The 18722-nt window shown below is 61.5% G+C and carries 18 protein-coding genes; 14 read left to right on the top strand and 4 right to left on the bottom strand.

The genetic code is table 11. The features are described from left to right. Window positions 1–403: 403 nt before the first annotated feature. The 14 genes from IB265_RS29775 (at window position 404) to nuoG (ending at window position 14836) form a co-directional block, all read left to right on the top strand. Window positions 404–904, top strand: coding sequence for an NADH-quinone oxidoreductase subunit J (locus tag IB265_RS29775; RefSeq protein WP_057248740.1), 501 nt, complete (start codon window positions 404–406; stop codon window positions 902–904). Continuing rightward, window positions 904–1206 (top strand): NADH-quinone oxidoreductase subunit NuoK, encoded by a 303-nt coding sequence (gene nuoK, locus IB265_RS29770; RefSeq protein ID WP_057248739.1) that lies wholly within the window; start codon window positions 904–906, stop codon window positions 1204–1206. The genes IB265_RS29775 and nuoK overlap by 1 nt, the downstream gene beginning before the upstream one ends. 4 nt (window positions 1207–1210) lie before the next feature. Then, on the top strand, window positions 1211–2674 hold the full coding sequence (locus tag IB265_RS29765; protein ID WP_113131854.1) for a monovalent cation/H+ antiporter subunit D family protein: 1464 nt from the start codon (window positions 1211–1213) through the stop codon (window positions 2672–2674). Further along, window positions 2671–2925 carry a hypothetical protein gene (locus IB265_RS29760; protein ID WP_057248737.1) on the top strand — a complete coding sequence of 85 codons (255 nt, stop codon included), beginning with the start codon at window positions 2671–2673 and terminating at the stop codon, window positions 2923–2925. Before IB265_RS29765 ends, IB265_RS29760 begins: the two co-directional genes overlap by 4 nt. Beyond that, window positions 2918–4693, top strand: coding sequence for a Na(+)/H(+) antiporter subunit D (locus IB265_RS29755; protein ID WP_192495586.1), 1776 nt, complete (start codon window positions 2918–2920; stop codon window positions 4691–4693). The genes IB265_RS29760 and IB265_RS29755 overlap by 8 nt, the downstream gene beginning before the upstream one ends. Before the next feature lie 10 nt (window positions 4694–4703). Further along, a complete protein-coding gene (locus IB265_RS29750; protein WP_112995835.1) occupies window positions 4704–6179 on the top strand; it encodes a NuoM family protein in 1476 nt (491 codons plus the stop codon). After that, window positions 6176–7615, top strand: coding sequence for an NADH-quinone oxidoreductase subunit N (locus IB265_RS29745; RefSeq protein ID WP_192495585.1), 1440 nt, complete (start codon window positions 6176–6178; stop codon window positions 7613–7615). Before IB265_RS29750 ends, IB265_RS29745 begins: the two co-directional genes overlap by 4 nt. A gap of 153 nt (window positions 7616–7768) precedes the next feature. Next, window positions 7769–8134 carry an NADH-quinone oxidoreductase subunit A gene (locus tag IB265_RS29740; protein WP_057248733.1) on the top strand — a complete coding sequence of 122 codons (366 nt, stop codon included), beginning with the start codon at window positions 7769–7771 and terminating at the stop codon, window positions 8132–8134. Continuing rightward, a complete protein-coding gene (locus IB265_RS29735; RefSeq protein ID WP_057248732.1) occupies window positions 8122–8625 on the top strand; it encodes an NADH-quinone oxidoreductase subunit B family protein in 504 nt (167 codons plus the stop codon). Before IB265_RS29740 ends, IB265_RS29735 begins: the two co-directional genes overlap by 13 nt. Beyond that, window positions 8622–9158 (top strand): NADH-quinone oxidoreductase subunit C, encoded by a 537-nt coding sequence (locus IB265_RS29730; protein ID WP_112995834.1) that lies wholly within the window; start codon window positions 8622–8624, stop codon window positions 9156–9158. Before IB265_RS29735 ends, IB265_RS29730 begins: the two co-directional genes overlap by 4 nt. A gap of 89 nt (window positions 9159–9247) precedes the next feature. After that, entirely contained in the window at window positions 9248–10462 is a 1215-nt protein-coding gene (gene nuoD / locus IB265_RS29725; protein WP_057248730.1) for an NADH dehydrogenase (quinone) subunit D, read from the top strand. Between the two features lie 16 nt (window positions 10463–10478). Beyond that, the gene (gene nuoE / locus IB265_RS29720; RefSeq protein ID WP_057248729.1) at window positions 10479–10991 is read left to right on the top strand and encodes an NADH-quinone oxidoreductase subunit NuoE; all 513 of its coding nucleotides are present in this window, start codon (window positions 10479–10481) and stop codon (window positions 10989–10991) included. 4 nt (window positions 10992–10995) lie between these two features. Then, on the top strand, window positions 10996–12261 hold the full coding sequence (gene nuoF / locus IB265_RS29715; protein WP_113131851.1) for an NADH-quinone oxidoreductase subunit NuoF: 1266 nt from the start codon (window positions 10996–10998) through the stop codon (window positions 12259–12261). 28 nt (window positions 12262–12289) lie between these two features. Next, entirely contained in the window at window positions 12290–14836 is a 2547-nt protein-coding gene (gene nuoG, locus IB265_RS29710) for an NADH-quinone oxidoreductase subunit NuoG (protein WP_192495584.1), read from the top strand. 57 nt (window positions 14837–14893) lie between these two features. Here nuoG and IB265_RS29705 read toward each other — a convergent pair whose 3' ends face one another. From IB265_RS29705 to IB265_RS29690, 4 genes are all read right to left on the bottom strand, one after another. Then, on the bottom strand, window positions 14894–15334 hold the full coding sequence (locus tag IB265_RS29705) for a CBS domain-containing protein (protein ID WP_057248726.1): 441 nt from the start codon (window positions 15332–15334) through the stop codon (window positions 14894–14896). A 41-nt stretch (window positions 15335–15375) separates the two neighbouring features. After that, window positions 15376–15942: an NADH-quinone oxidoreductase subunit I gene (locus tag IB265_RS29700; protein WP_057248725.1), complete on the bottom strand. Its 567-nt coding sequence runs from the start codon at window positions 15940–15942 to the stop codon at window positions 15376–15378. A 132-nt stretch (window positions 15943–16074) separates the two neighbouring features. Further along, the gene (nuoH, locus tag IB265_RS29695) at window positions 16075–17061 is read right to left on the bottom strand and encodes an NADH-quinone oxidoreductase subunit NuoH (RefSeq protein WP_192495583.1); all 987 of its coding nucleotides are present in this window, start codon (window positions 17059–17061) and stop codon (window positions 16075–16077) included. Between the two features lie 215 nt (window positions 17062–17276). Next, complete coding sequence (locus IB265_RS29690; RefSeq protein ID WP_192495582.1) at window positions 17277–18317, bottom strand: fatty acid desaturase; 1041 nt, start codon at window positions 18315–18317, stop codon at window positions 17277–17279. Window positions 18318–18722: the final 405 nt, after the last annotated feature.

Below are 18722 nucleotides of genomic sequence, written 5' to 3'. Positions count from 1 at the left end.
TCACGAGGACTGCAGAAGGGGATGGGATTGCGACGCAAGCCAGCCGTTACGCGGTGAGTGGTGTCCCGCCGAAGCATCCCAGTTCTTCAATGAATCTACTGACATTGCTCGCTTTAAAGCCGGCGACGGGGCCGCAAGTTTGTTTGCGGGCTCATGAAATCATCTGTTCCGGAATGTGCGCAGACTGCCAAGAAGGGAGCCACCCTGAGGGTCGCGCACTGGCAAGTCGCCCATACGAAGCCGGTTTGGGCTCCGCGCGGCCTCATTCGATTATGTTGCCGACAATATTCTTGTGAAAAATCCTTCCCTCAGGCACAATTTATGAACGCAACCGAAGTGCGGCGCTATCTGAATTCCGGCCGTCACGCGCCGCGGAACGGTTCGCGCGGGAGAGGCTGCGTCAATGGGCCAGGGGTTCTTCCTTCTGTTTGCTGCGGGGGCCGTGATCACCGCCCTGACAGTCGTCCTGGCGCGCAACCCTGTTCACAGCGCATTGGCGCTGATGGCATGTTTCCTGCAGATTTCGGCAATCTTCGTCCTGCTCGAGGCGCCGCTGCTCGCGGTCGTGCAGATCTTCGTCTATGTCGGCGCCATCATGGTCCTCTTCCTGTTCGTGATCATGATGATCGACGTGCGCGAGGCGGTGCTGCAGCGGTTTATGCCGGGGCGAAATCTGCCTGCTTTGACCCTGCTCGTCCTGCTTGGGGTCGAGATGCTGGCACTGGTGCTCTGGAGCGGCCGCTTCTCGGCGGTTGAGCCGATAGCACGGCGCGCCGGTGATCAAGTCAGGCAGCTCAGCACGACACTTTTCGCCGACTATCTCCTGCCGTTTGAAGTCGCTTCGATCATCCTTCTCGCGGCACTTGTCGGCGCCATTGTGCTGGCACGAAAGGAGTCCGGGTGATGGTTCCGCTCTGGTGGTACATTTCACTCGCAGTGGTCCTGTTCGTGATCGGAGCCGCGGGTGTGCTGCTCAGGCGCAATATCCTGGTCGTGCTGATGTCGCTCGAACTGCTGCTCAACTCGGTCAACATCAATTTCATCGCGTTCGGACGTTACTACGATGATTTTCGCGGGCAGATCTTCGCGATCTTCGTCATCGCCATCACCGCGGCGGAGGTTGCCGTCGCCCTCGGCATTCTGGTCGCCCTCGTGAGGAACAAGTCCACCCTCAAGATCGACGACGTGACGGCGATGAAAGGATAGCGGCTTGGAACCGGTGCTATCAGTCCGGCCGCTACTTGCCGTCGCCATCGCCGGGCTGGCGGCACTTGCAGTTCTCCTCCTGAACAAGCACGAGAAAATCCGGGATGCCGTCTCGCCTCTGGCTGCGGTCGCCATGTTCGCGATCGTCATCTCGATGGCGCCCATCGTGCTGGCGGGCGGCACCGTCGAACTGCGCCTGTTCGAGATCCTGCCGGGGATCGACTTCGTTTTCCGGGTCGACGCGCTCGGCATGGTGTTTGCCACCGTCTCGTCGCTGTTGTGGATCGTCGCAGCGGTCTATTCGATCGGCTACATGCGGCACCTGAACGAGCACGCGCAGACCCGCTTCTTCGCCTGCTTTGCCACTAGTCTCGCCGCCGCCGTCGGTGGTGCTTTTGCTGCCAATCTGTTCACGCTGGTGATCTTCTACGAGGTGCTGAGCCTCGTGACCTATCCGCTCGTCTACCACCATGAGGACGAAGAGGCCTGGTCGGGCAGCCGCAAGTACCTCGTCTACCTGATGGGCGCGTCGAAAAGCGTGCTTCTCGCCGCGCTGGCGCTGACCTATCAAATTGCCGGGTCCCTCGACTTTGTACCCGGAGGGTTGCTGGCGAGGGTCGATGCCTCGGCGCCGCTGCTGACGGTTATCTATTTCTGCTACCTGTTCGGCTTCGCCAAGGCCGCAGTGATGCCGATGCATGCCTGGCTGCCTGCTGCAATGGTTGCACCGACGCCGGTCAGCGCGCTCTTGCATGCCGTGGCGGTGGTCAAGATGGGCGTATTCTGCGTGTTGCGGGTGGTGTTCCATGTCTTCGGCGTGGAACTGGTGGGCAGGCTGGGTCTCGGCATTGCGACGGCCTACCTCGTCTCCTTCACCATCCTGATGGCGTCGATCTATGCCCTGACCCGGGACGACCTCAAGGCGCGGCTCGCCTATTCGACGGTCAGCCAGCTCTCCTACGTGGTGCTGGGCGCGGTGCTTTTGTCTCCCGTGGCGATGATTGGCGGCATCCTTCATATCGCAGTGCACGCCTTCTCCAAGATCACGCTGTTCTTCTGCGCCGGGTCGATCTACTGCGCCTCGGGAAAACGAAACATCAGCGACATGGCCGGCATCGGCCGCCGGCTGCCCTGGACGATGGGGGCATTCTTCGTCGCTTCACTCAGCATGATCGGCGTGCCGCCAACCGCCGGTTTCATCAGCAAGTGGTATCTGACGCTCGGCTCGGTCGAAGCAGGCGAGATGGCGTTCCTGGCCGTCCTCTTGGCGAGCTCGGTCCTCAACGCCGCCTACTTCCTGCCCGTCAGCTATATCGCCTTTTTCAAAGCGGAGGCGCCGGGAGCGGCGGAACCTGTCCGTGAAATTCCGCTGGTGACGATCCCACTGGTCGCGACCGCTGCCTTGTCGGTGTTGATGGGCATCTTCCCCGGTTATTTCCTCGCCTTGGCGGAAGGAGTGGTCAGATGATCAAGCGGCTCGTCGATTTCTTTGGTGACGAGGGCTATGCGCGGTCGCGCCGCCGGTTGTTCTATATCGTGCTCGCTCTCATCGTCGTCGCCGATTTTCTGGTTCCGCGCGAACACGCCGAATATCTCTGGGACCGTTTGCCTGGCTGGTCTGCCGTCTATGGCTTCGGCTCCTGCCTGCTGCTCATCTTCGTTTCCAAGTTCCTCGGCCATCAGGGCGGGCTCATGCGGCGCGAGGACTATTATGATTGAGTTCGTCCATCCCGCCCTTCTGTTCATTCTCGGTGCCGTGCCGATCCCGTTCCTGAAGGGATCCATCCGCAAGACCTACCTGGTGCTAATCCCGGCTCTGGCGATCGCCGCGGTCCTCGCGATGGAGCCGGGCAGCTATGGCGCGGGGCGCTTCATCGGACAGGAAATCCTGTTTGCAAAGGTTGACAAGCTCAGCATCGTTTTCGCCACCGTTTTCACCATCATGGCGCTGATCGGCATGGTCTACGCGCTGCATCTGTCGCAAGCTGGCCAGCATGTGGCCGCCTTCGTCTATGTCGGCAGCGCGCTCGGTGTTGTCTTCGCCGGCGACTACCTCACCCTTTACCTCTTCTGGGAGGGCATGGCGTTTGCGTCGGCCTATCTGGTCTTCGCGCAAGGGGGTGAACGGGCAATCCGTGCCGCGTTCCGCTATCTGATGGTGCATCTCACGGGTGGCGTCGCTCTGCTCGGCGGTATCGTGCTTCACGGGCTCGCGGCCGGCTCGCTGCTCTTTGGCCCGATCGGGGGCGGCGCTCTCGCGGGAACAATGGATACGGGCGGCTATCTGATCCTGGCAGGGTTCCTGCTCAATGCCGCGGTGCCGCCGCTCAATGCCTGGCTGACTGATGCCTACCCCGAGGCGACCGTCACGGGGGCGGTGTTCATGAGCGCCTTCACCACCAAGACGGCCGTCTACGTGCTGGCGCGCGCATTTCCTGGAACCGAGCTTCTCGTCTGGCTCGGCGCTGTGATGGCGCTCTACGGCGTCATCTACGCGGTGCTTGAGAACGACTGTCGGCGGCTGCTTGCCTATCACATCGTCAGCCAGGTGGGTTACATGGTGGCGGGTATCGGCATCGGCACCGAGATGGCCGTGAACGGAGCCACCAGCCACGCGTTTGCCCATATCCTCTACAAGGCGCTTCTCTTCATGGGCGCGGGGGCGGTGATTGAGGTCACCGGGCGGCGTAAGCTCACCGAGTTGGGCGGCCTCTATAAAACCATGCCGCTGACGGTTGCCCTCTACATGGTCGGCGCTTTCGCGATCTCGGCCTTTCCGTTCTTCTCGGGTTTCGTCACCAAGTCGATGGTGATAGCCGCCGCCGGGCAGGACCACCGGGCGCTCGTGGTTCTGGCGCTCACGATGGCATCGTCAGGGACGTTCCTGCACACCGGACTCAAGCTGCCCTACTACATGTTTTTCGGCACGGACCGAAAGCTGGAGGCGCGGGAGCCGCCCCGCAACATGCTGGTTGCCATGGGGATAGCGGCGGTGTTTTGCATCGTGATCGGCGTGTTCCCGGAACCGCTTTACGCGCTGCTTCCCTATCCGGTCGCTTTTGAGCCCTATACGGGCGTCCATGTCACCGAGAGCCTGGGCTTGCTGATGTTTACCGCGCTGGGCTTCGTCCTGTTCTTGAAAGCGCTCGATCCGGAAAACACAATCAGCATCGACACGGACTGGTTCTACCGCAAGGGTGTGCGTGCCTTCCTGTGGCTCGCAGAGAAGCCGCTGGCGCGCTATGAAAAGGCGGTGAGCAACGTGTCCGACACCTTAGCGCTGCCGCTTCTGCACGGGACGGCGCGCGCCGGGCTGCGGGTCGACCTCAACGGCGTCGATGCCGCCGTGAATGGCTTCGCGCGTGCCATCCTTGTTGGCGGCGGTGCGCTGCGGCGTCTGCAGACCGGTGTCGTCACTCACTACGCGCTGGCGATGATCGCCGGTGTGATCGCGGCGATCGCCGTTTTTGCCGTCGTGTGGCAGTAGAGGAGGAGTGATGGCGTTCCCGCTGCTCAGCCTCATCGTCTTCGTACCTGCCGCCGGGGCAGCGGTCGTGATGTTCTTGCGCAGCGACGATCTCGTGCGGTGGGTGGCGCTCGGCTTCACCGTGCTCGACTTAACGCTCGCCATCGCGATGCTCGCCGGTTTTGACACCGGGACCTCCGAGATGCAGTTCGTCGAGAAGCGCCCGTGGGTGCCGGCGCTCGGCATTACCTTTGCGCTCGGTGTCGACGGAATCAGTGCGCTCTTCGTGTTCCTGACTGCGCTGTTGGGCTGGATCTCGGTGCTCGCCTCATGGATCGCCATCGACCGCAAAGTGAAGCAGTTCATGGTCAGCCTGCTCACCATGCAGGCCCTGATGTTGGGTGTGTTCTCGGCGCTCGACCTGTTTCTGTTCTATGTCTGCTGGGAGGCGATGTTGATCCCGATGTATCTGATCATCGGTATCTGGGGCGGCGACGGCCGGGTCTATGCGGCGTTCAAGTTCTTCCTCTACACCCTGGCGGGCAGCCTCCTGTTCCTGATCGGCATCATCGTGCTGTATTTCGAGGGCGGCAGGACCTTCGACATCCTTGTCTTGATGGAACTCGACCTACCATTCGAGGTTCAGTCCTGGCTGTTCTTTGCCTTCCTTGTCGCATTCGCGGTCAAGGTGCCGATGGTCCCGCTCCATACCTGGCTGCCGGACGCCCATGTGCAGGCTCCAACGGCAGGCAGCATCATCCTTGCCGGCGTGCTCCTGAAGATGGGCGCCTACGGGTTCCTGAGGTTCTCGCTGCCGATGCTGCCGGAGGCCTCGGTCCATTATTCGACCCTGATGATGGCGCTTTCGGCGCTCGCGATCGTCTATGGCGGCCTGCTGGCGCTGGCGCAGGACGACCTGAAGAAGCTCGTCGCCTATTCCAGCATCAGCCATATGGGATTCGTGACGCTTGGGATTTTTGCCCTCAACCCGCTCGGGCTCCAGGGCAGCATCCTGCAGATGTTCAATCATGGCGTGACGACCGGCGCCCTGTTTCTGTTCGTCGGCCTGATCTACGAGCGCACCCACACCCGCAGCATCGCCGACTATGGCGGCTTGATGAAGGTCGCGCCTGTCTACACCGGGTTTCTGGCGCTGTTCGTGCTGTCCTCGATGGCGCTACCGGGAACGAACGCGTTCGTGGGTGAGTTGCTGGTGCTGTCGGGCGGGTTTGCGGCCAACCTTGCCCTCGGCGCGGTCGCGGTTTTGGGCGCATTGCTGGGCGCAGCCTATCTGCTCGGCATGTACCGGAAGGTCGCGCTTGGTCCGGCGAGCGTCGGTGCGCGCTTCAAGGTCCGCGATGTCAACGGCCGCGAGATGGTGGCGATCCTGCCGCTCGCCGTCTTCGTGTTTTGGGTCGGGCTCTACCCAAAACCCTTTCTCGCCATCATCGATAGCTCGGTCACGCATCTCTTGCAGCAGGTCTACGACAAGGGGAACGGCCCATGACAGCCGTAGCGCTCCTTCCGTCGATCCTCGCGAGCCTGCCCGAAATCATCGTGGTTACGGGGGCCTGCATCCTGCTGATCGCCGGACAGTTCGTGCCGAAGGGGCGGGACGCTGTCCTTGTCTGGTCCTCGGTCGCAATCGTGCTGCTTGCCGCCCTGGGGACATTCACACTGTCGGGTGGGGCGCAGCCGGCCTATGCGGGCATGTTCGTCGCCGACCCGTTCTCTGTCTTCTTCAAGTCCCTGTTCTACCTGGCGATCGTCCTGACGTTCCTGCTCTCGCGAAACTATGCTGACATCGAAGGGATTGGCGGCAGCGAATATTACGTCCTGCTGCTCCTTGCGCTTTCCGGCATGATGATCATGGCCTCGGCGACCGATCTCCTGTCGATCTATGTCGGTCTCGAACTGATGGTGCTCTGCACCTACGTGCTGACCGGCTTCCTGCGGCGTGAGCAACGGTCAAACGAGGCGGCGCTGAAATATGTGATCCTCGGCGCAGTCTCGACCGGGATATTCCTTTATGGCGTCTCGCTGGTCTACGGCCTCACCGGCACGACGCAACTGGACCGGATGGCGGCGGCAGTCACCGGTGATCCGCTCGATCCGGGCTTGCTTTTGGCGGTGGTCTTCATCGTCGCCGGACTGGTCTTCAAGATTGGCGCGGTGCCGTTCCACATGTGGGTGCCGGATGTCTACGAGGGTGCACCGACGACGATTACCGCCTTCATGTCCGTCGGGCCGAAGGCGGCGGGCTTCGCGGTGATCCTCAGGGTGTTTCTCAACCCGCTGGTCGCCGGCTCCAACGTCTGGATCATATTGGCCGTCATCGCGGTGGTGACGATGGCGCTCGGCAGTTTCGTGGCGCTGGTGCAGGACAATTTCAAGCGTCTGCTCGCCTATTCCAGCATCGCCCATGCCGGCTTTGCCATTTTCGGCATTGTGGCCGGCGGTGCCGACGGGGTCGCCAGCGTGATGCTCTACCTCTTGATCTACACCTTCATGAATCTCGGCATCTTCGGCGCCGTCATCATGATGCGAAACGGCAATTTCTCGGGCGAGGTTATCGAGGACTATGCCGGTTTCGCCAAGCTGCATCCGGGGCTGGCTTTACTGATGTTGCTCTATCTGTTCTCGCTCGCGGGTATTCCGCCAACGGCCGGCTTTTTTGCCAAGTTCTACGTGCTGGTCGCGCTCGTCGAGCGTGGTTTTGTCCTGCTCGCCGTGATCGCAGTACTCTTGAGCGCTGTCGCCGCCTATTTCTACATCCGCATCGTCATGGTGATGTTCATGCGCGAGCCGGAACGGGTGTTCGAGCCGGCGCTGACGCCTCTGGTCGGCGCCGCTCTCGCCGTCACTGCCGCCGGCACGGTCGGCATCGGTCTGTTTCCAGCATGGTTTCTGAAGCTCGCTCAGCAGTCGGCCTTCGGCGGCTGAGCGATCGGATTTGCATTGGCCTATGCGACGGAATAAACTAGCGGTTTAGGAAAGGAATGCCCTTAGTCGCTTCCCGGGGCGACCGCGTTACCGGCCCGAAGGAGCCGATCGCGGCTTGAGCAACGTCCCCGATGGGTGACCGGGCTGCGCAATATGTCTGCAGCGGAATTCCTCCCGGTTCTTTTCATGATCGCCGGAATTGTTCTGGTGGTGGGGGCGACGCTTTTTGTTTCCTCGCTCTTGCGGCCGTCCAATCCTTATCTCGAAAAGAACATGCCCTATGAATGCGGCATGGACCCGGCAGGCGAAGCCGCCGGGGGGCGCTTCAGGGTGCAGTTCTTCATCCTCGCGATCCTCCTGGTCGTCTTCGATGTCGAGGCGATGTTTCTCTTTCCCTGGGCGGTCGTCCTCAAAGAGATCGGTATCGTCGGCTATCTTGAGATGTTCGTCTTCATCGTCCTGCTTCTCGTGGGCTTCGCCTACGCCTGGCTGAAGGGAGCGCTGGAATGGGAGGAGTAGGAAACACGATCCAGGACAGCGTGCTGTTCACCACGGCCGAGAGCGTCATCAATTGGAGCCGAAGCTCGGCCTTGTGGCCCGAGACCTTCGGTATCGCCTGTTGTGCCATCGAAATGATCTCGGCCGGTTGCGCGCGCTACGACCTCGACCGGTTCGGTGTGGTGTTCCGCCCTTCGCCGCGGCAGTCCGATGTGATGATCATCGCCGGCACCGTGACCCGGAAGTTCGCGCCCGTCGTGCGCCGGCTCTACGACCAGATGCCGGAACCGCGCTGGGTGATCGCCATGGGTACCTGCGCCATATCGGGCGGCGTCTACAACACCTATGCCGTGGTGCAAGGGTCTGAAACCTTCGTTCCGGTTGACGTGCACGTCCCCGGATGCCCACCGCGCCCCGAGGCGCTGATGCATGGCTTCCTGCTGCTGCAAGAAAAGATCAAGAGGTCCCGCGCGCTGGCCGGAACGCCTCTCGATCGGGCTGCGGCATCATGAGTGTCGAACCGTCTCTCAATCGCGCTCCGATCCTGGAGCGCTTCGGGGAAACGATCGAGGATCTCGGCACTGCGCATGGCATCGATGTCTTTGTGGTTCCGCCCGAAAAGATCGTCGAGTTCTGCCGGTTCCTGAAAGACGATCCGGAGCTCAGGTTCAATTTCCTTTCCGACATCTGCGGCGTCGACCACTATCCCGAAACGCCGCGCTTCGAGGCGGTCTATCATCTCTATTCGCTGCCCAACCGCTGGCGGGTCCGCATCAAGTGTCGGCTTGGCGATCCGCCCGAGGTCCCCTCGGTCACCCCGGTCTGGCGCACCGCCAACTGGCATGAGCGCGAGGCCTGGGACATGTATGGCATCCGGTTCCAGGGGCATCCCGATTTGCGCCGGATCTATATGTGGGAGGGCTTTGAGGGCTTTCCTCAGCGCAAGGATTTCCCGCTCAGGGGTTACAAGGACAAGCTGAACCCGTTTGGTGCCGAAGGCCCGCCGCCGACACAGCCAGACCTCGCCACGCGGGAGATTCCATAGGGAGGGAGGAAAGGTGCGGGCGGATTTCCGCTGGGACCGATCCGAAATCATCATGAACTACGGAGACCGATCGACGCTGGAGAGTTGAGATGACCGAAGTCACCGAGCTCACGAGGCCGGAAGGAGAAGCGCTCAACAGCAAGGAAGTGCTTCTCAATCTCGGGCCCCAGCACCCCAGCACCCATGGGGTCCTCCGGCTCGTCCTCGAACTGGACGGCGAATATGTCAAGCGTGTGGACCCCCACATCGGGTACCTGCATCGCGGCACCGAAAAACTGGCGGAAAGCTTCACCTATACGCAGATCTTCCCGCTGACCGACCGGCTCGACTATCTCTGCCCACCTTCGAACAACCTGGCCTTCGCGCTTGCGGTTGAGAAGCTCCTTGGCATCGAGGCCCCGATCCGGGCGCAATATATCCGCGTGATGATGGCGGAACTCGCGCGCATATCCGGTCATCTGCTGATCACCGGCGCACTGCCGATGGATCTTGGCGCCATGACCGCGCTGCTTTACGTGATGCGCGAACGCGAAATGATCATGGATCTCATGGAAATGATCACCGGTGCGCGTATGCACACTTCCTTCTGCCGGGTTGGTGGCGTGCGCGAGGACCTTCCTGACGAATTCTTCCCGAAGATCCGGGAGTTTTGCGAGATCTTCCCGAACCGGATCCGCGACTATGAGCGGCTGCTCGAAGACAACCGGGTGTTCCTCAAACGCACTCAGGGGATTGGCGTGATCTCTGCCGAAGACGCCATTGATCTGGGCCTCAGCGGTCCGAACCTGCGGGCCTCCGGCGTCGACTGGGACATCCGCCGTGACGAGCCTTACGAGATCTACGACCGGCTCGATTTCAATGTCATCACCCGCACCGAGGGCGATTGTTATGCGCGTTGGCGGTGCCGGGTCGACGAGATGCGCGAAAGCATGCGGATCATCGAACAATGCATCGACCAGATGCCCGAGGGGCCGTTCCAGGTCGACATGCCGACGATCGCCTTCCCCGTCGACAAGGAGCGCGTGCATTGCTCGATGGAGGCGTTGATCCAGCATTTCGACCTGTCGGCCTACGGCTTCAACGTGCCGAAGGGGGAGGTCTATTCGGCAATCGAGGCACCCAAGGGTGAGCTGGGGTTCTACATCATCAGCGACGGGTCGCCGAAACCGTTTCGCATGAAGGTCAGGGCACCCTCGTTCGTCAACCTCCAGGCGGTCTTCGGAGTGACGAACGCTCGCTATCTGGCGGACATGATCGCCGTGCTCGGCAGCCTCGATCCTGTGATGGCGGAGGTGGACAAGTAGCAGGGATTTGGACGTGATGACGTTGCGTGAAAAGATCGAACAGGCGGCAGCGCGGTACCCCGACCAGCGCTCGGCGATCATGCCCGCGCTTCTGATCGCGCAGCGGGAACATGGCCATCTGCCCGGGCCGGTGCTGGAAGAGGTCGCCGACATCCTCGGCGTCGAGCGGATTTGGGTCTACGAGCTGGCGACCTTCTATACGCTTTTCCATACCGAGCCGGTGGGGACGTTCCATCTACAGCTCTGCGACAACGTCTCCTGCATGTTGCGGCGATCCGAGGATCTGCTGACGCATCTGGAGGAGGTCCTTAGGATCAAGAAGGGCGGCACGACCCCCGACGGGCTGTTCACGCTCTCGACCGTCGAATGCCTCGGTGCCTGCGAGATGGCCCCGGTGATGCAGGTCGGCGACGACTATCACGGCAATCTCGACGTCGAGCGGATCGATGCGCTCCTCGCCCGGCTGCGCGCGACGGTGCCTGAGACGACCGGCGCCGATCTTGCTGCCGCCGAACCACCGGGGGAATAGCGCCATGTACGAACCGGTTCTTTTGAAGAACGTGCACGTGCCGGATGGACATCTCCTCTCCACCTATGAGGCCGGCGGTGGCTACCGAGGGCTTGCCAAAGCCCTCAAGGAATACACGCCCGACGAGATCATCGAGCTCATAAAAAGATCGAACCTGCGCGGCCGCGGCGGAGCCGGGTTTCCGACCGGCATGAAGTGGAGTTTCGTGCCGAAACGGGCCGACAAACCGAAATATCTCTGCTGCAACGCAGACGAAGGGGAGCCCGGCACCTTCAAGGACCGTATCGTCATGGAGCGCGACCCGCACCAGCTGATCGAGGGCATGGCGATCAGTGCCTACGCGATCGGGGCTGAGGTCGCCTATGTCTATATTCGCGGAGAGTATGTGCTGGCGATCCGGCGGCTGGAACAGGCGATCGCGGAGGCCAAGGCCAAAGGGTATCTCGGAACCCGGATACTGGGCTCGGATTTCAATTTCGTCGTCCACGTCCATTGCGGCGCGGGTGCCTATATCTGTGGCGAGGAGACCGCGATGCTCGACTCGCTGGAGGGCAAGAGGGCGCAGCCGCGCCTGAAGCCGCCTTTCCCGGCGGTTGCCGGGCTCTATGCCAGCCCGACTGTCATCAACAATGTCGAGACGCTGGTCTGCGTGCCGCATATCGTGGCTCGGGGCGCCGATTGGTTCCGCAGCATCGGACCGGAGAAGAGCCCCGGACCGAAGCTCTATTGCGTCAGCGGGCAGGTGCGCAAACCCGGGCTTTACGAACTGCCGATGGGAATTCCGCTTCGCGAACTCATCGAGGACCATGCCGGCGGGCCGCCGGCCGGTCGCAAGATCAAGGCGGTGATCCCAGGTGGTGTTTCCGCGCCGGTGATCCCTGAGCCTGGCCTGGACGTCGGGATGGACTTTGACTCGCTTGCTGCCGCCGGCACGATGCTGGGCTCGGCCGGGGTGATCGTCGTCGACGACACGACCTGCATGGTCAAGGTCGCCACCCGCATCATCGAGTTCTTTCACCACGAGTCCTGTGGCAAGTGCACACCCTGCCGCGAGGGGCTGAACTGGGTGGTGAAAGTGCTGCGCCGGATCGAAGCGGGCGAGGGCGCCCCCGGCGACATGGAGCAGCTGGATATGCTCTGCAAAGGCATTTTCGGCAATACGTTTTGTGCTTTGGGTGACGGCGCGGCGATGGGATTGCGGGCCTCGCTGGCGCATTTCCGCGAGGAGTTCGTCGCCCATATCGAGGAGCGGAAGTGCCCGTTCCACTGAGGAGCGCTCTAGCGCGGGCGAGTAGGCCATGGTTAGCGTTACGATCAATGGGCAAACACTGGAAGTCGAGGCCGGCTCGACTGTGTTGCAGGCCGCCCAGCGATTGGGCATCGAAATTCCGACCTTCTGCTACCTGAAGCGCCTGCCGCCGCTTGCCTCCTGCCGCATGTGTCTCATCGAGATTGAGGGGCTGCGTCGGCTACAGCCGTCCTGCGCCACAGCTGTCACTGAAGGCATGGTCGTGCGAACAGACACGCCGCTGATTGATGAAACGCGTTCTTCCATGCTGGACATGCTGCTCGCCAACCACCCGCTCGACTGTCCGATCTGCGACAAGGGTGGCGAATGCGAGCTTCAGGACATGGTGATGGCCTATGGTCCGGGGAGAAGCCGCTTTCATGATCCCAAGCGCGTCTTCCATTCTCGCGATATTCGCCTCAGCCCCGTCGTCATCATGAACGTCAACCGCTGTATCCAGTGCCAGCGCTGCGTGCGGATGTGTGAGGAGGTCGTCGGCGCGGTCGCCCTCGGCACCGTCGAGAAGGGCATGGATACGGCCGTCACCGGCTTTGAGGGCAGTCTCGCCAGTTGCGACCAATGCGGCAACTGCATCGAAGTCTGCCCGGTCGGCGCGCTGATGAGCTTTCCCTATCGCTACAAGGCGCGGCCCTGGGATCTCGCCGAGGTCGACACGATCTGCCCGCATTGCGGCACCGGATGTCAGCTGACGGTCGGCGCGCGCAAGGGCGAGTTCATGCGGGTTCGCTCCAAGGAGGAGCACGGCGTCAACCGCGAAACGCTATGCGCACGCGGCCGGTTCGGCCTTGACTTCATCGAAGGCCACGACCGGATCAAACGACCAATGATCCGCCGCGATGGCGCGCTGGTTCCGGTTTCCTGGGACGAAGCAGGAGACTATCTGCGCCGGCGGCTGGCGGCGGTCGAAAGCAAGGCTTCTGGCGGAGTTGTCTCGCCGCGCCTGCCCAATGAGGTGCTCTATCAGTTCCAGAAGCTCATGCGTACGGTCTTCCGGACCAACAACATCGACTGCTCGTCGCGCTGGTCTACGCCCTTCGATGCACTCGCCCCTCTGATGGCGAGCTACACGCGTGCGCCGCTGCAGGAGGTGATCGGTGTCGACCGCGTGCTTGTCATCGGTGGCAACGTGACCGAGGAGAACCCGGTCACAGAATATCTGCTGCGGGATGCCGCCCGGCGGCGCGGCACCCGATTGCTCATGCTCACAACGCGACCGTCCCGCCTCGACGCCGATGCCGAGGCTGTGGTTCGCGTACCGCCCGGTGGCGAGGCGACGAGCCTTGCGTCCGTTGTCGCCGCACTGGCGGTGGCAGCCGGCGAGAAACTGTCGGGTGACGTTCTTGCAGAGATCGGGGCAACGATCGGCGGCCCGGCAGCTCGCATTGGCAGCGGACCAGATCGCCTGGCCGCCGCGCTCAACGAAGGCGACACCGTCACCGTGCTCGTCGGTGTCGACCTCCTGAGATCGTCCGAAGCGCGGGTGGTGTTGCACCAGCTCAACAACCTCTTGCAACTGCTCCGCCTCCTCGGCAAGACCCCAGCATTGCAGATCCTTTTCGACCGCGCCAACCAGATGGGCGCGTGGGATATGGGGGCTTTGGCCGCCGACGATACGGTGCGCAGCGCTCTTGCCCGGAACTGGGGCACCGAAATCCCTCACGAGCCGGGTTCTGATCTCGACGCGATGCTGGATCTGTGCGTCGCTGGGCAGATGGGCGCCCTCTACCTTGTCGGAACCGACCCGCTGATCGCCTATCCGGACAGGGAGTTCGTGGCACGGGCCCTTGGGGCTGCTGATCTGCTGATCGTGCAGGACAGTTTCCTTACGGAGACGGCCGCACTGGCCGAGGTCGTTTTGCCAGCGGCGGGCTACGGTGAAGAGCACGGCAGCTTTACCAACAACGAGGGTCGCATCCAGCAGGTCCGCAAGTTCCGGGAACCGGTCTTCGAGGCGCGGGGCAATCTCGCTATCTTCGATTTTGTCGCAGCACTGCGCGGCCAAACATTGCAGCATTCGACACACGTCGAGATTTTCGATGAGATCGCCCGGCTGCTTCCGGCCTATCAGGCGTTGACCTGGGCCGGGCTTGGCGCCGACGGTGCCTTCACCAAGGCGAGCCCGACGCCACCCTTGGGCGCCTTCTATGCACCGCCGGCTGTTTCCCGGGCGAGCGACGGGCTCATGCTCGTCACTGGCAACTGTTTGTTCCACAATGGCTATCTTTCGGAGCGCTCGGAGATTCTGAATACGGTCGCCAACGACCCCTATGTCGCGATGAGCGCCGAGGATGCTGCGCAGCTTGGCCTTGCAGATGGTGATCAGGTTGTCGTTCGGTCAACCCGTGGCGAACTGAGCGCGCAGCTTAAGGTCGAGAAGCCGTTTCCCAAGGGCCTCGTCTTTATCCCCGAAAACTATCGGTCTCTGCGCCTCAACAGCTTGATGCAGCGGGGTGAATACCCGTGTCCGGTCGAGGTTCAAAAGGCGCAAGCCGCCCACGAAATCAAGGGCACGAACCGGATCTGGCGTGGAGCGTGAGGTTGGGCGCGAGGCACTGTTCCCTGCATTCTCGCCATTCGGCCGGCGCGGACCTCATCAGTGGTAACCGGCCCCGGCAATGTATTCGTGCAGGTGCCGCTCCGTGCGCTGCGCTTCGTCCAGCCGATGCTTGACCACATCGCCGATGCTGACGACGCCCACAATGGCCTCCTCCTCTATGACCAACACGTGACGTGTCCGTCTCTGGGTCATGATCGACATCACCAGGGGTAGCCCGTCGACAGCCGAGCAAATCGCCACGTTGCGGTTCATAATATCGGCGACCGGCATCAGCGCCGCCTCGGGCCCGTATTCCGCAAGTGCGTTGCAGCAGTCCCGTTCCGACAGCGTGCCCAGATACCTTCCGGGCGCGTGGCTGACGACCACGAAGCCGATATTGTTGTCACGAAAGAGCCGCAGGATCTCCACCATCGTCTGGTCGGGAGCGACCGCGATCACTCCAGCGCCCTTGTCTTTCACGATTTCACCGACAAGCATCTGAGCCTCCTATCTGCGCGCGCCGGTTTGATCGTTGCTCCTCACGTTCGCCGGATGTTGCGCCACCAGTTATAGCCATGCGGCTCGCTCGTCTCGACCAGCACGTCCTGTTCCGTGTTCAGGCGTGCGGCGACGACGCCACCGCCGGTCATTGCCTTTCCAGGTTTGCCAAGCAGATCGTCACGTCCGATCACCAGGTCACGTGACGAGAAACTCGAGAACTCGTACTGCTGGCCAAGTGCGATGGCGTCCGCAGGGCAGGCGTCCTCGCACAGGCCGCAGAACAGGCACCGGGCCGTGTCGATCTCGAATTTTGCTGGGTGGCGGTTGCCCTTCTCGTCCTCATAAGGAACGACTTCGATGCAATCGCAGGGGCAGATGCGAGCGCAGAGTTCGCACGCGACGCATTTGATTTCGCCCTCTTCGTCCCGTTTCAGGAAGTGATGCCCGCGATAGCGCGAGTAGGGGAGCCATTTCTCCTTGTCCGGATACTGCATGGTCACCGGCTTGGAGAACATATAGCCAAAGGTCAGCGTGAAGGCGCTTAGCAGATCCGCAAAAAGCGCCCAGCCGATCCATGTTCCAGCTCTGTCGACTACGCGTGACATCGTCGCGCCATTCTACAGCGGCGTGCGTTTATTCCGACGCAGGAGGGTCGCTGTAGTCCCTTCGATCGCTGTACGTACCTTCCTCGGATCGACACCGATCCAGGAACGCACGCGGAGGAGCCGCCATGGCCCCTAAGTGAAAGCAATACCAGTGATAATTATGTTCGCCATCGACAAAGGAAGCAAGACCTTCCATCCGATCGCCATCAGTTGGTCATAGCGATAGCGAGGCAAAGTGAAGCGGAACCACATAAAAACATAAATGAAGAATGCCACCTTGAGCGCAAACCAGAGAAGCGGTGGCAGCGGAATCAGAATACCGTTCCAGCCGCCGAAAAACAGGATGACGGAGAGAACCGATACCAAGAGCACGATGACGTATTCGCTGACCATGAAGAGCGCGAAACGGATACCGCTGTACTCGGTGTGGAACCCGGCGCCGAGATCCCCTTCCGCCTCGGCCAGGTCGAAGGGAATGCGCTGCGCTTCGGCCAAGCCCGCGACGAAGAACACGAAGAACCCGATCGGCTGATAGACGATGTTCCAGAGATCGCTCTGGGCGCGCACGATGTCCACGAGGCTCATCGACTGTGCCAGCATGACGACGCCGATGACCGCGAAACCCATGGGGATTTCGTAGCTGATCATCTGCGCGCAGGTCCTGAGACTGCCTAGAACCGCGTATTTGCTGTTGGCGGCCCAGCCGCCGAAGATGACGCCATAGACCTCCAACCCGATCACCGCGAATACGAAAAGCAGTGCCACGTTCAGGTTGGAAACGTAGAGCGTGATCTCGGCATTGAACACTGAAACTGTCTCCCCGAAGGGGATCGCGACGAATACGACAAAGGGCGGAGCGAGCGCCAGGATCGGCGCCAGCTTAAACAGAAAGCGGTCAGCCTCTGCAGGGATGTGGTCTTCTTTCGTCAGAAGCTTGATACCGTCCGCCACGGGCTGCAACAACCCGTGCCACCCCACGCGCATGGGACCCATCCGCTGCTGCATATGGCCGGCAATTTTGCGTTCCAGCCAGGTCAGCGGCAAAGGCAAAAGAAGCAGCATTGCGATCAGCAACGCGATCTTGATGGCGATCAGGCCAAGGGCGAAGAGAAGTTCCATGTTCCGCGGCCAACTAGTCAACAGGCTGAAACACGACTGGACTTGGCCCAGCTTACCCGTTGAGCGCTTCGGTACTTCCGATTTCTCGATTCTCTCACGAAACGGCGGCTGTGGACAAGCTGCTCCTTCCAGCTCTGTGCTTTACGGCGAATGCGGAGATCATCGCGGGATCCTTTGCGGGTGAACAACGCCCAGACGAAACCGGAACCCACCTGTCAAGGGTGAATGGCCTTGTTGGCGGCATCGCGGAATGAGACGAGTCTCTTGCGTCCGTCATCCCACAAGACGAGCCTAACGCAGCGCAAGCTTTCCCAAAAAGTGATGCGGCCGATATCCGCGAGTTGGGGGTGGTCGCGCAGAACTTCCGGCAATCTGTAGTAAGGGATCCTGCTCGACAGGTGATGCACGTGATGAATGCCGATATTGCCGGTCAGCCATCTCAGCACCAGCGGCAGGTCATAGTGGGATGCGCCATGGAGGGCTGCCTGGGGAAACTGCCAATCCTCGCCGGCCGACCAGTGCGTCTCCTCAAACTGGTGCTGCACGTAGAAGAGCCAGATGCCGGCGGCGCCGGCCAACAGCACGATCGGCAGGTGGATCACAAGGAAAGGCAGGAGCCCAACCATCCAAGCCACCAAGGCGGCGCACACCAGGATCGCAGCGTTCGTCGCCATGGTGGAGACCCAGGGCAGGGCACCTTCCTTCATCATCCCGAAAGGCATACGCTGCTTAAGGAGAAAGAGCCAGGCAGGGCCGATGCCGAACATCACAAGCGGGTGCCGGTACAGGCGATAGCCCAGGCGTTTCACGGGTGAAAGTGCACGGTATTCCGAGATCGTGAGCGTGGTGATGTCGCCGGTACCCCGCTCGTCCAGATTGCCAGCCGAGGCGTGATGAGCGGCGTGCGCCCGGCGCCAGTAGTCGTAAGGCGTCAACGTAAGCACACCGATGACACGACCTGTCCAATCGTCGGGGCCGCGACGGGCGAAGAACGAACCGTGGCCGCAATCGTGCTGGATCATGAAAAGGCGCAGGAGGAAGGCTGCGGCGGGAATGATTGCGATCAGCCCGTACCAGAACCCATACGCGAGGGCAAAATAGGCGATGGCCCAGAAGCCGGCGAACGGCACGACTGTGACAAGAAGCTCCAAGGCGCTGCGCCCAATGCGGGGCTGACGGTATTTCGCGAGGATCTTCAACCACGCTCGGGCATCATTTTCCACAAGTGATACCGGTGAGTAGACATGTGTGTTCATCAAAACTGGTCCGTATTTCCTCGCCTCGCAAATAACCTGCCAGGCCTATGGCTTGCGCCGGAGTTTCAAGCGCAATGGTGGAGAGTGTCGGGCCCGACGAGCCATGCGCGCCGCATAACGGCGATCGCGCTCGGCCTCGTCGGTCAAAATGTCGTCATGGGTGCGCTTCTGGTGGCAAGGTGAATGTCGCGGGAGGGTGCCATAGCTTGGCAGCATTGAACCTTCGGGCGCTGCGTGCCGGAACGTATCCTACGAAGTGGATGCGCAATGCAATAGCGTTGACCGCAATTATCTCCTGCAGGGCGGCGTTCGAAAAGCTTGCAAATCCGGGATCGCCACGCACCCCCGCGCGTGCCGGCCGGATCAGGGAGCCAAACGGATGAAAACGGAAGCTCCATAGATGAG

It is taken from the genome of Ensifer sp. ENS10 (assembly GCF_014852025.1).
GTDB lineage: Bacteria > Pseudomonadota > Alphaproteobacteria > Rhizobiales > Rhizobiaceae > Ensifer.
The sequence above is the reverse complement of the archived record's forward strand: the minus strand, read 5'-3'. Positions and strand labels throughout refer to the sequence as shown.